The following is a 17966-nucleotide window of genomic DNA, read 5'->3' as shown; positions in this document are numbered from 1 at the left end:
CCCACCTTTTTCAAGCCGGGAGGAGCTTCAGGACCGTCTCGATGATGATCCCGATAATCGGTACAGCGAGCACCAATATGAGCACTTTTCCCGCCAGTTCTATTTTGGATGCGATCGATTCCTGTCCGGCATCTCGTACGATCTGAGCCCCCATCTCCGCGATATAGGCAATTCCGATAATTTTCAGAACGGTCTTTAAATAGATGATCTGGACACCGGAGTTCTCTGCCAAATCTTCCAGCATGGATAAGACATTTCCGATCTTCCCGATCAGGAACAGGAAGATGAGGAGCGAGGTCGCCACTGCGAGAAGAAAGGCAAAGAGCGGCTTCTGTTCCTTGACAACCAAGATCAGCACGGTAGCGATGATGCCCAGTCCTACCACCTGGATAATTTCCATAAAGGTCCACCTACTGGAATAGAAAAATACTTTTGATTTCCTTGAGCAAATCGTCAAGGAGTCTGACGACCATAAACAGCACAACCACAAACCCGATAAGGGTCACCCAATGTGCCATATCCTCTTTCCCCATCTGTTTCAGGACCGTATGGATCATGGCAATGATGATCCCAATGCCGGCAATCTGGAAGATGGCGTTCACTTCAATGTTCATTTCCCCTGGCACCTCGCTAAAAGATCAAAATGACGATCAATGCTCCAATGAGCAGTCCCAGACTTTTGCTCATTTTTTCATATTTGACCTGGTCATCCCTTGCCGCTGCTTCTTCATGCTTGAGCTGTCCCACGGCCAGAGCGATATGTTTGATCTGGTCCTGCCTGTCACTGGTGCCAAGAACGCCGCTTAGCTGCTCCAACACCTCACGCTCGGCACTTTTCATCGATGTTCGTTTCCAGTATTCGTCCAGTGCCTTGCGGATGCTTTCCTGTGCGGATAACCCGTAGTCGGGACTCATGTAAAGCGCGGCTGAGGCAAATAATGATCTGAGCGGTTCACGAAGGGAATCGCCAATTCGCTCCAGCGCATCGGGTAATGGCGTCAAGCCGTAGCTGATCTCCGTTTCCAGCCGTTGAAGCGCGAGAATGAGTTCTCGCAGCTGCCTGGGTCTTGCCGCGAATTGCTGGGCCTGATAAAATCCGGCTAAAGTTCCAGCTCCCAGCACGAGCACAGCCCCGACCAGTTTAAGCATAGGCATCACCGCCCGGTGGACCGGCTGCAGCCGTCTGAAGCGTTCGCTGACCTCCGTCATACAGCTTGTATGATCTGTGGTCGCCCGTTCTGTTAAGAACGGCATACATCTCAAACATCCGGTTCTCCAGAAGACCGGCGAGTGCTGGTCGCCCACGCATATCTTGTATGGACGAGCCATGTGCCGTTGCTATGACGCTGATTCCCGCATGCAAGGCTTCAATGACGGCTTCCGCATCCTCCGGCCGACCGATCTCGTCCACAATCAGCACATCCGGGGACATCGAACGGATCATCATCATCATCCCTTCAGCTTTCGGACAGCCATCGAGCACATCCGTACGCGGACCTACGTCGAAACCAGGGACTCCGCGCAGACAACCGGCAATTTCAGAACGTTCGTCAATGATGCCTACCTTCATTCCCGGCCAATGCACGGCCGATTTCCCCCATTTGCCGTAACTGATCTGCCTCGCCAGATCCCGAAGCAGCGTGGTCTTGCCTTGCTGGGGCGGGGATAAGATCAGCGAGTGCATTACCCTTTTCCGTTTCCGGTCGAGTAAATGCGGGATGATGTCATCCGCCGCGCCCTGAACTTCCTTGGCAATCCGGACATTAAATCCGCTAATATCCCGAATGTGTTCAACCTTACCACCGCTGAGCACCGTCCGGCCGGTAAGCCCGACCCGATGACCCCCAGGTATCGTGATAAACCCTTTTCGCAATTCCTCTTCCATGGTGTAGAGGGAATGGTTACTGATTAGATCCAGCAACCTATGGGTATCTTCACGCGTTGGCTTATACGCTTCATCAGGCCGCAAAGTGAGCCCGCCGCGCCGGTCCAGAAAATGATGCTTGCCCGCCGAATTAATCTCCAGCGGACGTTCCTCCCGGATACGTACCTCCTCCACATGATCGAGAAGCTCTTTCGACAGGTTCAGCAGCATCCGTTTTACGGTCTCGGGAAACAGGTCTAACCAGTTCAATGTCATATCGATTTCCCCCAGGTTGTCCTTTTTGATCATCTTCTAATAAGAGAACTTCATATCCCATGTGTATGCTTGTACCTGAAAAATATGCAGCGAATCTATCATTTTTTTAAAACGCCGTATAAGAGACAGGAAACGCCGCACAAAATCCAGCCGATCTTCCCCCACGACAATTTATCCGCCATTCCCACGAGTCCGATCGTTGTTGTCAGAATCAAGATCAGCGGGCCCATAAAAGCCAGAGCGGAATTCACGGCCAGCGCTTTATCGACCTGGTTCAGGCGCAGCATGATGATGGCCGCCACAATCTCGAGACTGCCGGAGAAAAAACGAAGCGTGGCCATACTAGCGACAAACTTGTCCAGCATGCTCTATATCCTCCTTCTTCCTTGTTCACAAGTGTGATGTTTAAAAATATGCGAGGCACTCTCGTTTTATCTCTATTTTTTCAATTTCATAGAAGCGAACTTTGAATCTTTCGGACAACGCAAAAAATCCCGGTCGATATGGACCGGGATTAACTCTATTTAATATCGATATGATTGCATAAATTATTCCATTAAAAAACAGGTTATCGACGCACCTGCGGTCCGCCAACGGAAGCCTGCTGATCTGTATCCAGTCCGTACGCGGTATGAAGCGCTTGTACGACACCTTCCAGATTGGTTCCTTCAATGACACAGGATACTTTGATCTCTGACGTGCTGACCATCTTGATGCTGACCCCTTGCCGGGAGATGACATCAAACATTTGCGCCGCCACACCCGGATGGCTGACCATTCCGGCACCAACAATCGATACTTTCACCAGATGATCTTCCGAGGTAACGTCACGATACGGAATCTTGCCGCGGATTTGTTCGATAACCGACAACGCACGCTCCCGATCGGCCAAGGAAACGGTAAAGGAAAAGTCTGCTTCGCCGTTCTGGACACCGCTCTGTACGATAATATCAACATCAATCGCTTCTTTCGCAAGCTCTCCGAACACTTGAGCCAAAACGCCCGGCGTATCGGAAACGCCCAGAATACTGATTCTTGCCACATTCTTGTCAAATGCAATTCCGCTGACAACCACACCTTGTTCCATGCTTGCTTCCTCCTTAACAACCGTACCCTCGTTATGATTAAAGCTGGATCTGACGACAAGCTTCACTTGATTATGCTTCGCATACTCAACCGCGCGCGGGTGAAGAACAGCTGCACCAAGATTGGCTAGCTCCAGCATCTCGTCATAGGAAATCTCCTTCAACTTCCGCGCACATTTGACAACCCGCGGATCTGTGGAGTAAATTCCGTCCACATCCGTATATATTTCACATACATCCGCTTGAATGGCAGCCGCAAGAGCAACCGCCGTGGTATCTGATCCCCCGCGTCCAAGCGTTGTAATCTCTCCGTCTTCCGACATTCCCTGGAATCCCGCTACAATGACGACATTCCCTTCATCAAGCGCTTTAAACACGCGTTCAGGCATAATATCTGTGATACGGGCTTTGCCATGCACCGCTTCCGTACGGAACCCCGCCTGCCAGCCGGTAAGAGACTTTGCCTTGCGTCCGAGACCGTGAATCGCCATGGATAGCAGCGATATGGATATCTGCTCTCCCGTGGTCATCAGCATATCCATTTCCCGTGCCGGTGGATTCTCGTTCAACAGCTTTGCCTGGTCAATCAAATCGTCTGTTGTATCCCCCATAGCAGACACCACGACTACACATTGATGACCTTCATCTTGTTTCTCTACAATTCTTCTGGCAACACGCTTCATACGTTCTGTATCCCCTACAGAGCTGCCTCCGAATTTCATGACGTACAGTGACAATGCTTCTTTCACTCCCCACTAATATCAGTATGTAACAGCATTCAGGTGGTTTCTCACTTTAAAACAGTATAATACGAAAGTGAGTCATCCCGTCAAGGCTTTTCAAGGCAAAAAGGACTCAGGTTTATCGCACCGGCTTTCGCCATCGCAAAAAGACTCCCGTACATACGTACAGGAGTCCTTGTTATTTAGAAGATATTGGCACCCGTCAATCGTTGAAGGGTCCCGTTTTAAAGCCTACTATGCACGGGAGATGTATTTACCTTCGCGTGTATCGATCAGAAGCACATCGTCTTCGTTAATGAACAGCGGTACTTGTACATTCAGGCCGGTTTCCACTTTCGCATTCTTCGTTGCGCCCGTTGCCGTGTTGCCTTTGATTCCAGGCTCGGTTTCAACCACCTTCAGCTCCACGCTGTTAGGCAGGTTGATCCCGAGGATCTCGCCTTGGTAGCTGATGATGTTAACGTTCATGTTCTCTCTCAGGAAGTTAAGCTCCCACTCCAGCTGCTCGCTGGTCAAGCTGAATTGATCGTAAGTTTCGTTGTCCATGAAGACATGCTCTTGACCGCTGGCATAGAGATACTGAACACCACGGTTGTCGATGATGGCGCGGCCAATCGTTTCGCCTGCACGGAACGTCTTCTCAACGGTGTTGCCGTTGCGAAGGTTTTTCAATTTGGAACGAACGAAAGCTGCGCCTTTACCAGGTTTAACGTGCTGAAAATCCAAAACGGTGAATATATCGCCATCTACTTCTACGGTCAAACCTGTCTTAAAATCGTTTACTGAAATCACTAAGATTCCCTCCTAAGGATGCGGTCTAATTAATATAGTACACAATTTTCCTAAAGTGCAAGTTCAAAAAGCTAGCTTTTTGAACAGTCTCCTAAAGCACAGTGTAGTCTTTGGACGAGCTTGTTAGTATATGAATACCCGATTCCGTAATCACGATATCATCTTCAATACGGACACCGCCAAGCCCAGGCAAGTATATGCCCGGCTCCACCGTTACCACCATGCCCGGCTGCAGCACATCATCACTCAGCTTGGACAGTCTTGGAGATTCGTGAACCTCCATACCCAATCCATGCCCGGTGCTGTGACCAAAGTATTCCCCGTATCCATAACGGGTAATAATATCACGGGTTAAGGCGTCCGCCTCGCGTCCTGTCATGCCAGGTTTAATATGATCCAGTGCATGAAGCTGCGCTTCCAGCACGATATCATAGATCTCCTTCAGCTTAGGATCAGGACTTCCGAGCGCAACGGTTCTGGTGAGATCGGAGCAGTATCCGTCAAGCAGCGCACCGAAATCAAACGTAACGAATTCGTTCCCTTGAATCACTCGCTCGCTGGCAACGCCGTGCGGAAGAGCCGAACGCTCGCCGGAAGCGACAATGGTATCAAAGGAAGACGCGGTTGCGCCATGCTTGCGCATGAACATTTCCATCTCCAGATCGATTTCACGCTCCGTTTTGCCGGCAGCCAGAATCGTCAGCACATGGCTGAACGTCTGATCAGCCAAATCGGCAGCCCGCTGCATAATGCTCAATTCTTCCGCATCCTTGAATATGCGCAGATCCTCTACAAGACCTGAAACCGGCACCAGGCTAATTGGCGCGAGCTGTTCCGAATAGGTCGAAAATACGCCGTATGTAACATGGTCCTGTTCAAATCCAAGCGATGTTATTCCCTCGGAAGATAGCAATTCCTTGACCGTCTCCATAACCTTCGGTCCATGCTCAACCACTTGAAAGCCGACGGCTTGCTGTGGAGCTTGAGTCATATAGCGGAAATCAGTCAACAGATAGGCATGATCCCGGGTAATCAGCACGTAGCCGGCAGACCCGGTAAAGCCTGTCAAATATCTGCGGTTGATCGGGCTTGCCACCAGCATGGCCGTTAAGCCTTTAGTCTGAAGTTTCTCGCGCAGTTTAACCACTCGTTTGTTACTCATTCTAACCTCTCCTCTCACCCATGTCCAAGCCGGCTCAAGAAAAACATCTTCGACGTATTTCTAAGCAGCCAGTTACGGTTAGCTGTAATTCATCTGATAACAAAAAGCAACCTCTCGGTTAAAGCTTTCTAATATCTGATCGGATTAGCTATCCTTCTTGGTCGTTCAGGACTTGCAAAAGGGCCGACAAGCCCAGTGTGTAACTCGCTGCGCCAAAACCCGCGATTTGTCCGACAGCAACAGGTGCGATGACGGAGGTATGACGAAATTCCTCCCTGGCATGAATGTTCGATAGGTGAACTTCCACTGTCGGAACACGGGCAGAACTGATGGCGTCACGTACAGCATAGCTGTAGTGAGTCAGTGCTCCCGGGTTAAGAAGTATGCCGTCCGCCTGTCCAATAGCTTCATGAATACGGTCGATGATAGCACCCTCATGATTGGACTGATAGAAGGTAATACCGATACCGGCGAGATCCGCCTGTTTACGCAAATTATCTTCGATCGCCTGCAGGCTGAGTGAACCATAAATGCCCGGTTCACGGAAGCCGAGCAGGTTTAAGTTCGGTCCGTTTATCACCCATATGGATTTCATAGGGCTTCCCACCTTTTCGTCAAATAACCAAAAGCTATTTTACCATAGGCGGGATAGGGTTGAGAAGTTTTTCTTAGCTAGCCCGTCACCTTCTTCGGTTCGCGCAGTTTCTCATCGGTGAATTCCTGTGCAGTCGTATAACCGATAAATAGTCCCCATAATATAAAAATACAAACCTCTGAGATGTTTGTATCCCAAGGCAGCTTCTTCACCGGGTCCGTCAGCCGAAGCCATGGATTGAGCGCGACAAACAGCACCGCCCACCATACGATTCCGTATGCTATCCCGGGCCATGGGCCCCTCAGCTTCCTGAACAAGGTGACATAGATGAGGGAAGCGATGACGGAAAACGCGATAAAGGACAGCCAACCGGCAATTTGGCCAGCTGTCGTCGCGAGGAACTCATGCTTGAAGAACGGCTCCAGCAAAAAGCCTGGCAGCACCTTCGTGAATTTTAGCCAGTAAAATATCCAAAGCACGGCCCCCCAGATCAGACCTGCATAATAGCCCAGCTCCAGGGCAAACGTAAACGGATTGGTGACCTGATTCTGCTTGCGAAATTGATGTTCATGCATCTATTGATTCTCCTCTTTTTCAGTTATCGAATGCCCGCTGTTACTTCATTTCATCTCTGAAGGTAGTATGCTCCGCTTCCCCTGCCCTAATCCAACTAGAAATTACTTTCAAAATTCGATACAATAGTTCATAGAACGAAAAACATGTCAGGGAGGGTGAACTGGTTGTCCGATAAGTCAACCCCGATCAGCTATGGAGGCCAAGCTGTAATCGAAGGCGTTATGTTCGGCGGCAAACATGTGAATGTGACGGCCGTGCGGCGTAAAAATAACGAAATCAAGTTTCTCGAGGTGCCTCGCGAAGACAAGGCTTGGGTTCGAAAGCTGCGGAAGATTCCGCTTCTTCGCGGCATCGTCAGTCTCATAGATTCTACAATTAAAGGTTCCAAACATTTGAATTACTCTGCGGATGCTTATGCTGACGATACCCTGGAGCCGGAAGAACGTGAGAAACAGAAGGAGAAAGAAGACTCAGGCTGGAGTCTAAGCATGATCATCGGTGTGGCCGCCGTCAGCGTGCTTTCCTTCATATTCGGTAAGCTGCTGTTTACACTCGTTCCTGTTTTTGTAGAGGATTTCTTTTTTGGCGATACATTTGATCACTATATTGTGCATAACCTGATTGAAGGCGTCATTAAATTAATACTGCTGCTCGTGTATTTATGGGCAATCTCCCAGACACCTGTCATTAAAAGACTGTTCCAGTATCACGGTGCCGAACACAAAGTCATCAGCGCATTTGAAGCCGGTGAAGAGCTGACGGTGAAGAATGTTCAGAAATATACGCGACTGCATTATCGCTGCGGCAGCAGCTTCATGATGCTGACCATTGTTCTCGGCGTTGTTGTCTACTCGGTGGTGCCATGGGATACCATGACGCAGCGGGTCATTCAAAGAATCGCGCTTCTTCCGATCGTGCTTGGCGTTTCCTTTGAGTTCCTGAAACTTACCAATGCCATGCGAGACATGCCGGTACTCCGTTTCCTCGGATATCCTGGCCTGTGGCTGCAGCTTTTAACGACGAAGGAACCTACTGATGATCAAGTTGAAGTATCCATCGCATCCTTTAACAGAATGCGTGAGTTAGATGCTCAATACGAAAATGTTACAGTTCACCAATCTGTGACAGGAAGTGTGCTGGATCCCGCGAAAGGGTGATAATCCATGAGAAGGCATGCGATCATTTTTTGGACGGCGATCACGTTAGCCGCCATAGGGCTACTGGTATTCCTGTTAGACCCTGGATCAAGAATGAATATTATGATTCCACTCATTATTGTAGCTGTCGTGTATGTGCTCTATAAGTTCCCGCCTCGTCGTTTTAACAAGCGGCCTAAGGTGAAGCCTTCCAAGCGAACGGCGGCTAAGCTGGCGGCTAAACATAGCACCGCACGGAAGAGCAATCCAGCTGCAAAACGTAAACAGTACCCCTTTCAGGTTATCGATGGGCAAAAAGGAAAACCCGACCCATCCGATGATGTTCCTAAATATCATTAAGAAGAAAACCGTCCAACCGTGCAAAATCATGCCGGCCGGACGGTTTTTTAATGTTCGGATTTCCAGCGGGCGAAAAACATCGTACCCGCAGTTAACCCCGAATTGTATAAATTCTCGCTTTCCTCCTTGGTCAGATTAAAATGAGTGGTACCAATGCCAAGCGTCGGAATTTTAATCGTTCGATTGCGATTTTGCTGTTCAATATAACGTTCATCGTGAGCGGAAAGCATCGTCTCAAACATGGCGGTTAACATGCCGATCGGGCCATCAATCAAATGGGGCAAGTTACTATTCTTCCCGACCATCTGGAAGCCAAGCACTGGCAGCGGCTTAGGTCCCCCCTTCGACTCGCGATCAAAGAGCCATAACGGAAAGTTGCTGAGCAGTCCCCCATCCACAATGTATACAAATTGTTCGCCGAACGACTTGCCTTTAGCGGCCCTGCCCAATAAGCGAAGAATGACGGGATCGAAAAAATACGGAATGCTGCAGCTCATGCGCACAGCCTTGGCCACAGGAAATGTTGCAGGGTTTATGCCATATTGGCGAAGGTCGTCCGGAAGTACCAGCAGCCTTCCATTCGTAATGTCCGAAGCCACAATATACAGCTTGCCTGCCGGGATGTCCGAAAACGTAAATATCCCTTTGGCAAGCAGGATTTCCCGAATCCAGTTCTCCAGGGCTTCTCCGGAATACAGCCCCTTCTTAATCAACACCCGCAAGGCGGGACCGATAAACTTCGTATTAAAGATCGGTGCTCGCTGGAGAAACGAATGAAAGGGCGTCTCCTCAATAATGCGCTTGATCTCGTCTGCCCGGTAGCCTGCTGCCAGCACGGATGCCACGATCGAACCGGAGGACGTTCCGGCAACACGGCTGAATTCCATGCCGGCATTCTCCGCCGCCTTGACAGCCCCGGCAAGCGAGATCCCCTTAACTCCCCCACCTTCAAATACCGCATTGATTTGCATATAAAATCCCCCGCCTCACATGGTCTAATGACTATGTATGAGCGCGGGGGATGTTTCATACCTATGGGACGTGCCGATTTATCTATAATATGATTGCAATTGATCTTTAATGCCTAACGGATTACTTAAAATATTCTCTGCTCTAAAGAAAATGCTGCCTTTAACCTCGGCATAATTCTGATTGTACTTCAATTGATTGATGATCTCCGATGCGCTCTGCCAACCGATTTCGCTGGTTCCCAGTTTGTATGGAGCGTGACCGATCAGGAGATCTACGCCGGTTCCTTGTACTTCGCTGGCCCACCAGTCCACCAGCTTATCATAGTCGGCGGCCGGATTACTCATGCTCCAATAGATTTGCGGAGCCACGTAATCGATCCAGCCGCTCTGGATCCAGGCCCGCACATCAGCATACATGCTGTCATAAGCCGTCACGCCGGCTTTCGTATCCGATCCCGTCTTGTCCACGGACTGGTTACGCCATACGCCGAAAGGACTGATTCCGTATTCAACGTCCGGTTTCACACGTTGAATGCTCTCACCGAGCGATTGCACAAATGCATTGATGTTTCCGCGACGCCAATCTGCAAGGTTTGCGTAAGCACCTTGATTGTATTGGCGGTATGCCGCATCATCTTTGAAGACCGTATTCGATGGGTAGAAGTAATCATCCAGGTGAATACCGTCAATATCGTATCCGTTCACGACCTCCATTATGGTATCGATGATATGCTGCCGAGCTTCCGGGATCCCAGGATTGATGTACAGCTGCTTGCCTGTGTTCACGATCCAATCCGGGTGGCTGAGCGCAACGTGGGATGGATCGAGCGATGCTGTCAAAATATCGGTGTTGGCCCGGAAAGGATTAAACCATGCGTGGAACTCCATATTCCGTTTATGCGTTTCCTCAACCATGAAAGCTACCGGATCATACCCCGGATCTGCTCCTTGAATCCCTGTCAGCACCTTGGACCATGGCACCATAGTGGAAGGATACAATGCATCGCCAGCCGGACGTACCTGCACGTACACGGTATTGATGCCAACTTCCTGGAGCGAATCCAGCAAGGCGATGTAAGATGCCTTTTGCTGCTCTGCGCTGGTCTTTGTTTTCGGCCAATCCAGATTGAACACCGTGGATATCCAAGCGCCTCTGACTTCATCCCCTGTGGATACCGGTGGTGGAAGAACGACGTCCGTGCCTGTAGTCAGCGAGATACGTTGTGCCGCTTGGTTCCATTCGACTTGCACACCCAGGTTCTCGCTGACAAACCGCAGCGGAACCATAACCCGGCCGCTCTTAATTTCAACCGATGCATCAAGTGCTACGGATGAGCCGTTCACAAGCGCGGTTTTGCTGCCGGATGTCAATTGCAGATTCGAGCCGTCCAGCCCGATATTTACTGTCTTTAGCTTCTGATTCCAAGCTACCGAAGCGCCCAGGCCTTCACTGATAATCCGCGTAGGAACCATGGTAACATTAACCTTCGGCAATATGTAAGGAGATACGTCACTGTTTAAGGTTACACCGTCCAACTGAATACGGATAGAAGCTGCCTTCGCTTGCGCAGTTGGGACCACCGACGGGAGACACAATAGTAACATGATCAGCACCAACAACCATCTACGAAGCTTCATTTCTATTAATCCTCCGAAAATATGAAATTTGCAGGTAATCTAACTTATTAATATAACACTGGAAATATGACGGTTCAGTTTAAAAAAGCATCTGTCACAAGCGGACAGATGCCACATTACGATTCGTTGACTAATTCGTTATGAACGTCACGCAAATCCTGAAGTCGATTCTCATCGCGCTTGAAATACTCCACAAGCGTCTCAATTCTCGTAATGGAATCCCAGCTTAAATGATGCTCGATTCCCTCAACGTCCCTATAAATATTTTCATCCTGTACACCTATCATCTCAAGGAATTCCTCAAGCAAATGATGACGTTCCATGAGCCGTTTGCCCATTTTTTTGCCTTTGCTGGTCAAAACCAAACCGCGATATTTTTCATAGATCAAATATTCGTCCTTGTCCAGCTTTTGAATCATCTTCGTGACGGATGAGGGGTGAACCTCCAAGCCTTCGGCAATATCCGAAACGCGCGCATATCCTTTTTCGTCGATCAACTTGTAGATGCGCTCCAAATAATCCTCCATGCTAGGTGTCGGCATCTTATTCCCTCTTTTCTATAGTTACATAACCCGTGCAAAATCCTGTTTTACCTGCAATAGTAATGATACATGTTTTGGAGACCGGTTGGCAAGTCCTGGCCCAATCCTATGTCAATAATGACTTATGAATTGAACCAGTCTTCCGCTCGATTTTAAAATTTCAGCCACTCCGGCGTAATGCCTTGCAGCCAAATCGTAATTTTGTACATTTGATCTGTAAAGAGCAGAACCCCCATCAGTATCATCAAGACGCCGCCGACTTTCATCAGCGTGCTTGAATACTTGAGAATCCAGCGGGTTGAGCCGATGAAAAAAGCCAGGATGAAAAAAGGCACTGCAAATCCCAGGGAGTACGAGGTAATCAGCGGGAACCAGGTTCCCGGATCGGAAGCTGCCAGCGCGATGATGGCCGTTAAAATCGGGCCGACGCATGGCGACCAGCCTGCAGCAAACCCGATGCCAAACAGAAATGTTCCTAGGTATCCGGTCGGTTTGGATTTAAAATTGAATTTCCGGTCCTTCATTAAAAACTTAGGCTGGAAAATGCCAATGAGCATAAGTCCCATCACGATGATCAGCAGCGCAGACAGCTGGCGGATCAAGTCTTGATATTCCGTGAAGAACTCCCCGAACAGGCCTGCCCCCCAACCGAGGGTGTAATAAACAGCAGAAAACCCAAGGATGAACGCAAGTGTATGCGTCATGGTCCGGAAACGGACCTCCTTGCGGTTCTGTTCGTTCTTCAAATCATTAACCGACATGCCTGTAATAATCGATAAGTAGGACGGGTACAGCGGTAAACAGCATGGAGATATAAAAGAAGCAAAACCGGCAGCAAATGCGATGCCGATATTAATATCAGCCATTTTATTTCAGAACCCCCTTATGTCGTAAAGCCCTTTTTGCCGACAAGCGTAATGATAAGCAGGCTGATCAGCAGCAGCACGATGGTCGCGCCGGGTGCCAGATTAAATACGCCCGCAAGCATCAATCCCCCGATAACGGCAATTTCGGAGATGATGACCGATAATACGATAGAGCCTCGGAAGCTTCTTGCCAGCAGTAAACTGATCGCTACCGGAATCACCAACAATGCGGATACCAGAAGCGCGCCCACAATTTTAATGGCGGTGCTTACGACAAGGGCCGTCAGTACCGTAATGATCATGTTCATCCATTTGACTGGCAGTCCGCTGACACTGGCGGCATCCTCTTCGAAGCTGAGCAGGAAGAACTCCTTGAAGAACATCACCACAACCGCAATGACAACGATGGTTACACCGCCCACCATATAAATATCCGTGGAATCCAGCGTGTAGATGCTGCCGAACAAATAACTCATAACATCCGTATTATAGCCCATTCCCAGGGTGAAAAACAGCGAGGCAAGCGCAACGCCGCCAGACATAATAATGGCGATTGACAGCTCGGCATAACTTTTATATGCCTTTCGCAGCTTCTCAATCGCAAATGACGCCAGCACCGCGAACACAAGTCCAGCGGCAAGCGGATATACTTCGATCAGAAATCCGAGCGCTACACCCGCAATCGTAACGTGCGACAACGTATCGCCGATCATGGACAGCCTGCGCAGCACGAGGAATATCCCGATAAGCGGGGCTGTAATGCCGATCAGAATCCCTCCGATCAGCGCCCGCTGAAAAAAATCGCTAAACAAAATATCAAGCAATGATAACGTCCCCTTCTCCTGCTTCAAAAAGCTTGTTTCTATACATTAGACGAGCGAATGCTGCAAATCCACTTCCGCGCAGTTTTCGATTTCATGAGAATGCCTTACAAAAAACTGAATTTTTCCGTTCTGCGATACCGGCGATTCTCCCAGATAGTCTTTGACCATGTCCAAATCATGGGTGACCATCAAAAACGTCATGTGATGATGGGCATGCATATGGGTAATCAGTTCAAAGAATCCGGCCTGGGTCTCGGCATCAATGCCGATCGTAGGCTCGTCCAGTATGAGCAGATCCGGGCGATTGATGAGCGCCCGAGCGAGAAACACGCGCTGCTGCTGTCCCCCGGACAGGGCCCCGATCCGCTTATCGGCAATATCCTGAATGCGCATCACTTCCAGCGCGTCCTCACATTTCTGGTGGTCCAGGCGGTTCAAACGGCGAAACATTTTCTTCCGATTATATAGCCCGGACATGACAACTTCACGCACAGTGGCCGGGAACAGCGGATTAAACGAATTTTTCTGCGGAACGTACCCGATTCGCTCCCAGTCCTGAAACTTGCGGATCGGCTGACCGAACAGTTCGATAGACCCTTCGGCGGCAGGCAGCAATCCAACGATCATGCGGAGCAGCGTCGTTTTGCCTGCCCCATTCGACCCGACAATACCTACGAAGTCCCGTTCTTTTATGGTGAAATTGAGATCCTTGATCACCTGTTGCTCGCGGTAATGAAAGGATACATCCTTGATTTGTACAATAGGTTGGTGGCAATCCTGTGCTGCCGGCTCCATAACCACGCCGCCTTTCTCTCTGTAGTCTTTCTATCTAAATATATGAAGATCATAAACATTCATAACACGAAAGAAGAGGGGGATATGCTCCCCCATCTTCCTTATTGTAAAGCCTTCGTTAGATTTTGCAAATTTTTCTCCATCAGCGTGAAATAATTCTCACCGCCACTCGCCTGCTCTTTAGTCAGTCCCTCCACCGGATTCAATACCAAGGTTTCCACGCCTGCTTCATTTGCCAGCGTTTTGGCAAGTTTATCCGACACGAGCTCTTCGAAGAAAATATATTTAACTTCCTTCTCTTTCACCGTCTGGGTGAGGTTCACAATATCCTGCGCTCTGGGCTCCGCGTCCGGTGAGAGTCCCATAATCGCATGCTGCGTCAAGCCATAATCCCGGCACAGATATCCGAAAGCTTGATGGGATACGACTATGTCTTTTTTCGGCATTTTGGACAACTCGTTTGTGAAATCGTTATCCAGTTTGACCAGCTTCTCTTTCAAGGCTTCAAAGCGCTGTTCGTAACCGTCCTTATGTTCAGGATCCACCTCGACAAGGCTGTTCTTGATATTCTCAGCCATGACCAGAGCCGATTTCGGGCTTACCCATGTATGCGGGTCCGTATGATGTGTGTCGGTGCTAGTCTCGGCGGGCTCTTCTGCGTGGTCATGACCCGCATGATCTTCTTCGGCGCCTTCTTCATGGCTGTGATCATGCTCTGCTTCCGCGCCTTCCTCGTGGCTGTGATCGTGCTCTGCTTCGGCACCTTCTTCATGGCTGTGATCATGTTCCTCTTCGTGGGCTGCTTCCCCGTGTCCATGACCATCGTCTCCCACAGCATCAATCAGCTGGATGCCGTGACTGACTTCAACCGGCTTGACTTGCGTGTCTTTATCAAGTCCCTTCAAAAATCCCGGTACCCAGCCTTCCAGCCCGGCACCGTTATAGAGAAACAGCTGGGCCTTGGAAGTATTCACGATATCCTGACTGCGCGGTGTCCAATCATGCGGCTCCACGCCCGTTGGCAGAAGATTTACGACATTGGCGTCATCCCCGCCAATCTCCTTCGTAAATTCATATATTGGATAAAAGGTCGTAATGACGTTTACCTTGCCCTCAACAATGCCGCCGCCGGATTTACTTCCGCATCCCGACAGGATAAGTACCGCCAATAAGATAGAGGTTACACTCCAGGTCCAACCGTTAAGTTTGTTCTCTCTCTTTCTCTTGTTCATGTTCATCTCCCCATATCCGCTCCGTTCAATTAATCGTAATCATTACTAACAAGATTATAAGAGCAGGCAAACCCGTTGTCAACCAAATCGTAAAACTTACTATTATTTTTCAATAGAGATGTCATATCCTCCGTATTAAAGTGCGTGTTCAAAAAGGTCGATTTTCAGCACCGAGAAGGTTGGATGAAGCTAGGGAGTGAGGAGCGGAGCGTACGTTTTGGGTACGTGAGCACCGGAAGGCCCGGCTGAATTCAAGATTCGATGCCGAGCTGCTTTCTGATTCGCTTCGTGTTAGATATAGAATTTATGAGTTATCAGTGGAACTGATGAAATTCGATATCGCAAGAAAACCTACCTATACATCGCGGTCGCCCATCCTTGAAGTGGCCTCGATAGAGGTTTTCTTATCAAAAGCGGACTTTTTGAACAACCTCTTAAAGGAAAAAATAACGGCGTACCCTTTAACAGGGTACACCGTCTATCGCGACTTAATTCAACGAGAGAGCATTTTATTTGACAACTGCCCCATTAGGCATGCCGTCCGGTACGGTTGCAAGCGTCAGCTGATCGCCGTGGGAGGCGGCCAGAATCATGCCTTGCGACATTTCGCCTCTAAGCTTCACCGGTTTCAGGTTCGTTACGCAAATCACTTTGCGTCCAACCAATTCCTCCGGCGTGTAAAACTTCGCTATGCCGGATACCACTTGCCGCTGCTCGAATCCGAGGTCTAGCTGCAGCTTAAGCAGCTTGTCCGCTTTCTTCACCGGCTCGGCTGCAATCACCTGCGCTACGCGCAGCTCGACCTTGGCAAAATCCTCAATGCCGATTTCCTCTTTAAGCTCTACAGGCTCCGCCGTGCTCTCGGCGGACGAATTTGCTGCCGAGGTCGAAGTCTCTTCCTGAGTGGCCTTCGTACCGCCTGTCATCGCCTCCGCGATGTATGCCACTTCCTGCTCTGTATCCAGGCGTGGGAATATCGGCTCGCCCTTTTGAAGCTTCGATCCAGCCGGTATAGCTCCGAACTGTCGTCCGCTCTCCCAAGTCGTCCATTCGCCTTCCGCCAGGCCAAGCTGATCCCACATTTTCTTCGGTGTACGGGTCAGGAACGGCTGAAGCAGAATTGATGCTACGCGGAGCGTCTCCACCAAGTGACTCATGACGGATGCCAGCTCATTCCGTTTGTTCTCGTCTTTGGCCAACGTCCAAGGCTGGGTCTCATCAATATATTTGTTGCTGCGGCTGACAAACTGACTGATGGCCGTTAGTGCAACGGAAAATTCCATATTTTCCATAGCGGTTTCGACTTTCTCATAAACCGACTTGGCCGCTTCCTCGATCGCTGCATCAAACGGCGTTACGCCGGCGGAGAAAGCCGGAACCACTCCGTCAAAATATTTATCGACCATGGCCACGGTACGGTTCAACAAGTTACCTAAGTCATTGGCCAGGTCGGAGTTCACCCGTTCCACGAAGCTTTCCGGCGTAAAGGTGCCGTCCGCTCCGAATGGAACTTCACGCAGCAGGTAATAACGAAGCGCATCAAGACCATACCGGTCAATCATCGTAACCGGATCGACCACATTCCCCTTGGACTTGGACATTTTCCCGTCCTTCATCAGCAGCCAGCCATGGGCAAACACCTTTTTCGGAAGCGGAACATCGAGCGCCATCAGAATGATCGGCCAATAGATCGTATGGAAACGGACGATCTCCTTACTCATCAGGTGTACGTCGGCCGGCCAGTATTTGTCATACAGGCTGGTGTCCTCTGTACCGTAACCGAGTGCCGTTATATAGTTCAGAAGGGCGTCAATCCACACATAGATCACATGTTTCGGATCGCTCTTCACTTTCACGCCCCACTCATAGGTCGTACGGGACACAGCCAGATCCTCAAGACCCGGTTTAATGAAGTTGTTGATCATCTCATTCTTGCGGGATACCGGCTGAATGAAATCCGGATTCTCCTCGTAATACTGGAGCAGGCGGTCCACATATTTGCTCATGCGGAAGAAGTAGCTCTCTTCCTTCACAAGCTCAACAGGTCGCCCACAGTCCGGGCAGTTGCCGTTTACCAGCTGACGCTCCAGGAAGAAAGACTCACAAGGCGTGCAGTACCAGCCTTCGTATTCGCCCTTGTAGATGTCATCCTGCTTCAACAGACGCTCAAATACCTCCTGTACAACCGTGGTGTGGCGCTGCTCCGTGGTGCGAATGAAATCTTCGTTCGATATGTCCAGCTTCTTCCACAGGTCCTTGATGCCGGCCACGATATCGTCGACGAACTGCTGCGGGGTTTTTCCAGCCTCCGCCGCTTTGCGTTCAATCTTCTGTCCGTGCTCATCGGTCCCCGTCAAATAACGGACATCGTATCCGCGAAGCCGTTTGTAGCGGGCCATCGCGTCGCCGGCCACCGTAGTATAAGCATGGCCGATATGCAGCTTATCACTTGGATAATAGATTGGCGTTGTAATATAAAACGTCTTTTTGTCTGCCATAGTAACCTTCC

The 17966-nt window shown here is 49.7% G+C and carries 20 protein-coding genes; 2 read left to right on the top strand and 18 right to left on the bottom strand.

Features of this window, described 5'->3' with window-relative positions:
- Nucleotides 1–10: 10 nt before the first annotated feature.
- The 10 genes from spoIIIAD to AK95_RS31360 all read right to left on the bottom strand — a co-directional run bounded on the left by spoIIIAD (nt 11) and on the right by AK95_RS31360 (nt 7092).
- Nucleotides 11–400, bottom strand: coding sequence for a stage III sporulation protein AD (gene spoIIIAD, locus AK95_RS31405; protein ID WP_071223846.1), 390 nt, complete (start codon nt 398–400; stop codon nt 11–13).
- A gap of 10 nt (nt 401–410) precedes the next feature.
- The gene (spoIIIAC, locus tag AK95_RS31400) at nt 411–614 is read right to left on the bottom strand and encodes a stage III sporulation protein AC (protein WP_007129715.1); all 204 of its coding nucleotides are present in this window, start codon (nt 612–614) and stop codon (nt 411–413) included.
- Nucleotides 615–630: 16 nt separating this feature from the next.
- Nucleotides 631–1149, bottom strand: coding sequence for a stage III sporulation protein SpoIIIAB (spoIIIAB, locus tag AK95_RS31395; RefSeq protein WP_071223845.1), 519 nt, complete (start codon nt 1147–1149; stop codon nt 631–633).
- Nucleotides 1142–2140 (bottom strand): stage III sporulation protein AA, encoded by a 999-nt coding sequence (gene spoIIIAA, locus AK95_RS31390; protein ID WP_071223844.1) that lies wholly within the window; start codon nt 2138–2140, stop codon nt 1142–1144. Before spoIIIAA ends, spoIIIAB begins: the two co-directional genes overlap by 8 nt.
- Nucleotides 2141–2238: 98 nt before the next feature.
- On the bottom strand, nt 2239–2505 hold the full coding sequence (locus AK95_RS31385) for a YqhV family protein (RefSeq protein ID WP_071223843.1): 267 nt from the start codon (nt 2503–2505) through the stop codon (nt 2239–2241).
- Between the two features lie 203 nt (nt 2506–2708).
- Nucleotides 2709–3962: an aspartate kinase gene (locus AK95_RS31380; protein WP_071223842.1), complete on the bottom strand. Its 1254-nt coding sequence runs from the start codon at nt 3960–3962 to the stop codon at nt 2709–2711.
- A 240-nt stretch (nt 3963–4202) separates the two neighbouring features.
- Complete coding sequence (gene efp, locus AK95_RS31375) at nt 4203–4760, bottom strand: elongation factor P (RefSeq protein ID WP_009591242.1); 558 nt, start codon at nt 4758–4760, stop codon at nt 4203–4205.
- Between the two features lie 91 nt (nt 4761–4851).
- Complete coding sequence (locus AK95_RS31370; protein WP_071223841.1) at nt 4852–5922, bottom strand: M24 family metallopeptidase; 1071 nt, start codon at nt 5920–5922, stop codon at nt 4852–4854.
- A gap of 148 nt (nt 5923–6070) precedes the next feature.
- Nucleotides 6071–6517, bottom strand: a complete 447-nt coding sequence (gene aroQ / locus AK95_RS31365; protein ID WP_071223839.1) for a type II 3-dehydroquinate dehydratase — start codon at nt 6515–6517, stop codon at nt 6071–6073.
- Between the two features lie 77 nt (nt 6518–6594).
- Nucleotides 6595–7092 carry a YqhR family membrane protein gene (locus tag AK95_RS31360; RefSeq protein ID WP_071223838.1) on the bottom strand — a complete coding sequence of 166 codons (498 nt, stop codon included), beginning with the start codon at nt 7090–7092 and terminating at the stop codon, nt 6595–6597.
- 165 nt (nt 7093–7257) lie between these two features.
- Between AK95_RS31360 and AK95_RS31355 the strand changes: the two genes are divergently transcribed.
- Together AK95_RS31355 and AK95_RS31350 are read left to right on the top strand one after the other, a co-directional pair.
- Nucleotides 7258–8250, top strand: coding sequence for a DUF1385 domain-containing protein (locus tag AK95_RS31355; RefSeq protein WP_071223837.1), 993 nt, complete (start codon nt 7258–7260; stop codon nt 8248–8250).
- A 6-nt stretch (nt 8251–8256) separates the two neighbouring features.
- Nucleotides 8257–8589 carry a hypothetical protein gene (locus tag AK95_RS31350; RefSeq protein WP_071223836.1) on the top strand — a complete coding sequence of 111 codons (333 nt, stop codon included), beginning with the start codon at nt 8257–8259 and terminating at the stop codon, nt 8587–8589.
- A 47-nt stretch (nt 8590–8636) separates the two neighbouring features.
- Here the strand turns inward: AK95_RS31350 and AK95_RS31345 are convergent, their stop codons facing one another.
- From AK95_RS31345 to metG, 8 genes are all read right to left on the bottom strand, one after another.
- Nucleotides 8637–9560, bottom strand: coding sequence for a patatin-like phospholipase family protein (locus AK95_RS31345; RefSeq protein ID WP_071223835.1), 924 nt, complete (start codon nt 9558–9560; stop codon nt 8637–8639).
- Nucleotides 9561–9638: 78 nt separating this feature from the next.
- A complete protein-coding gene (locus tag AK95_RS31340; RefSeq protein ID WP_071223834.1) occupies nt 9639–11198 on the bottom strand; it encodes a family 10 glycosylhydrolase in 1560 nt (519 codons plus the stop codon).
- Nucleotides 11199–11314: 116 nt separating this feature from the next.
- Nucleotides 11315–11740 carry a transcriptional regulator MntR gene (mntR, locus tag AK95_RS31335; protein ID WP_009591262.1) on the bottom strand — a complete coding sequence of 142 codons (426 nt, stop codon included), beginning with the start codon at nt 11738–11740 and terminating at the stop codon, nt 11315–11317.
- A 152-nt stretch (nt 11741–11892) separates the two neighbouring features.
- A complete protein-coding gene (locus tag AK95_RS31330) occupies nt 11893–12606 on the bottom strand; it encodes a cytochrome c biogenesis CcdA family protein (protein WP_071223833.1) in 714 nt (237 codons plus the stop codon).
- 17 nt (nt 12607–12623) lie between these two features.
- On the bottom strand, nt 12624–13430 hold the full coding sequence (locus AK95_RS31325) for a metal ABC transporter permease (RefSeq protein ID WP_071223832.1): 807 nt from the start codon (nt 13428–13430) through the stop codon (nt 12624–12626).
- 45 nt (nt 13431–13475) lie between these two features.
- Complete coding sequence (locus tag AK95_RS31320) at nt 13476–14225, bottom strand: metal ABC transporter ATP-binding protein (RefSeq protein ID WP_071223831.1); 750 nt, start codon at nt 14223–14225, stop codon at nt 13476–13478.
- 101 nt (nt 14226–14326) lie between these two features.
- Complete coding sequence (locus tag AK95_RS31315) at nt 14327–15457, bottom strand: metal ABC transporter solute-binding protein, Zn/Mn family (RefSeq protein WP_071223830.1); 1131 nt, start codon at nt 15455–15457, stop codon at nt 14327–14329.
- A gap of 509 nt (nt 15458–15966) precedes the next feature.
- Nucleotides 15967–17955: a methionine--tRNA ligase gene (gene metG, locus AK95_RS31310; protein ID WP_071223829.1), complete on the bottom strand. Its 1989-nt coding sequence runs from the start codon at nt 17953–17955 to the stop codon at nt 15967–15969.
- Nucleotides 17956–17966 lie beyond the last annotated feature (11 nt).

The organism is Paenibacillus sp. LC231 (assembly GCF_001860525.1).
Lineage (GTDB): Bacteria > Bacillota > Bacilli > Paenibacillales > Paenibacillaceae > Paenibacillus_AQ.
The sequence above is the reverse complement of the archived record's forward strand: the minus strand, read 5'-3'. Positions and strand labels throughout refer to the sequence as shown.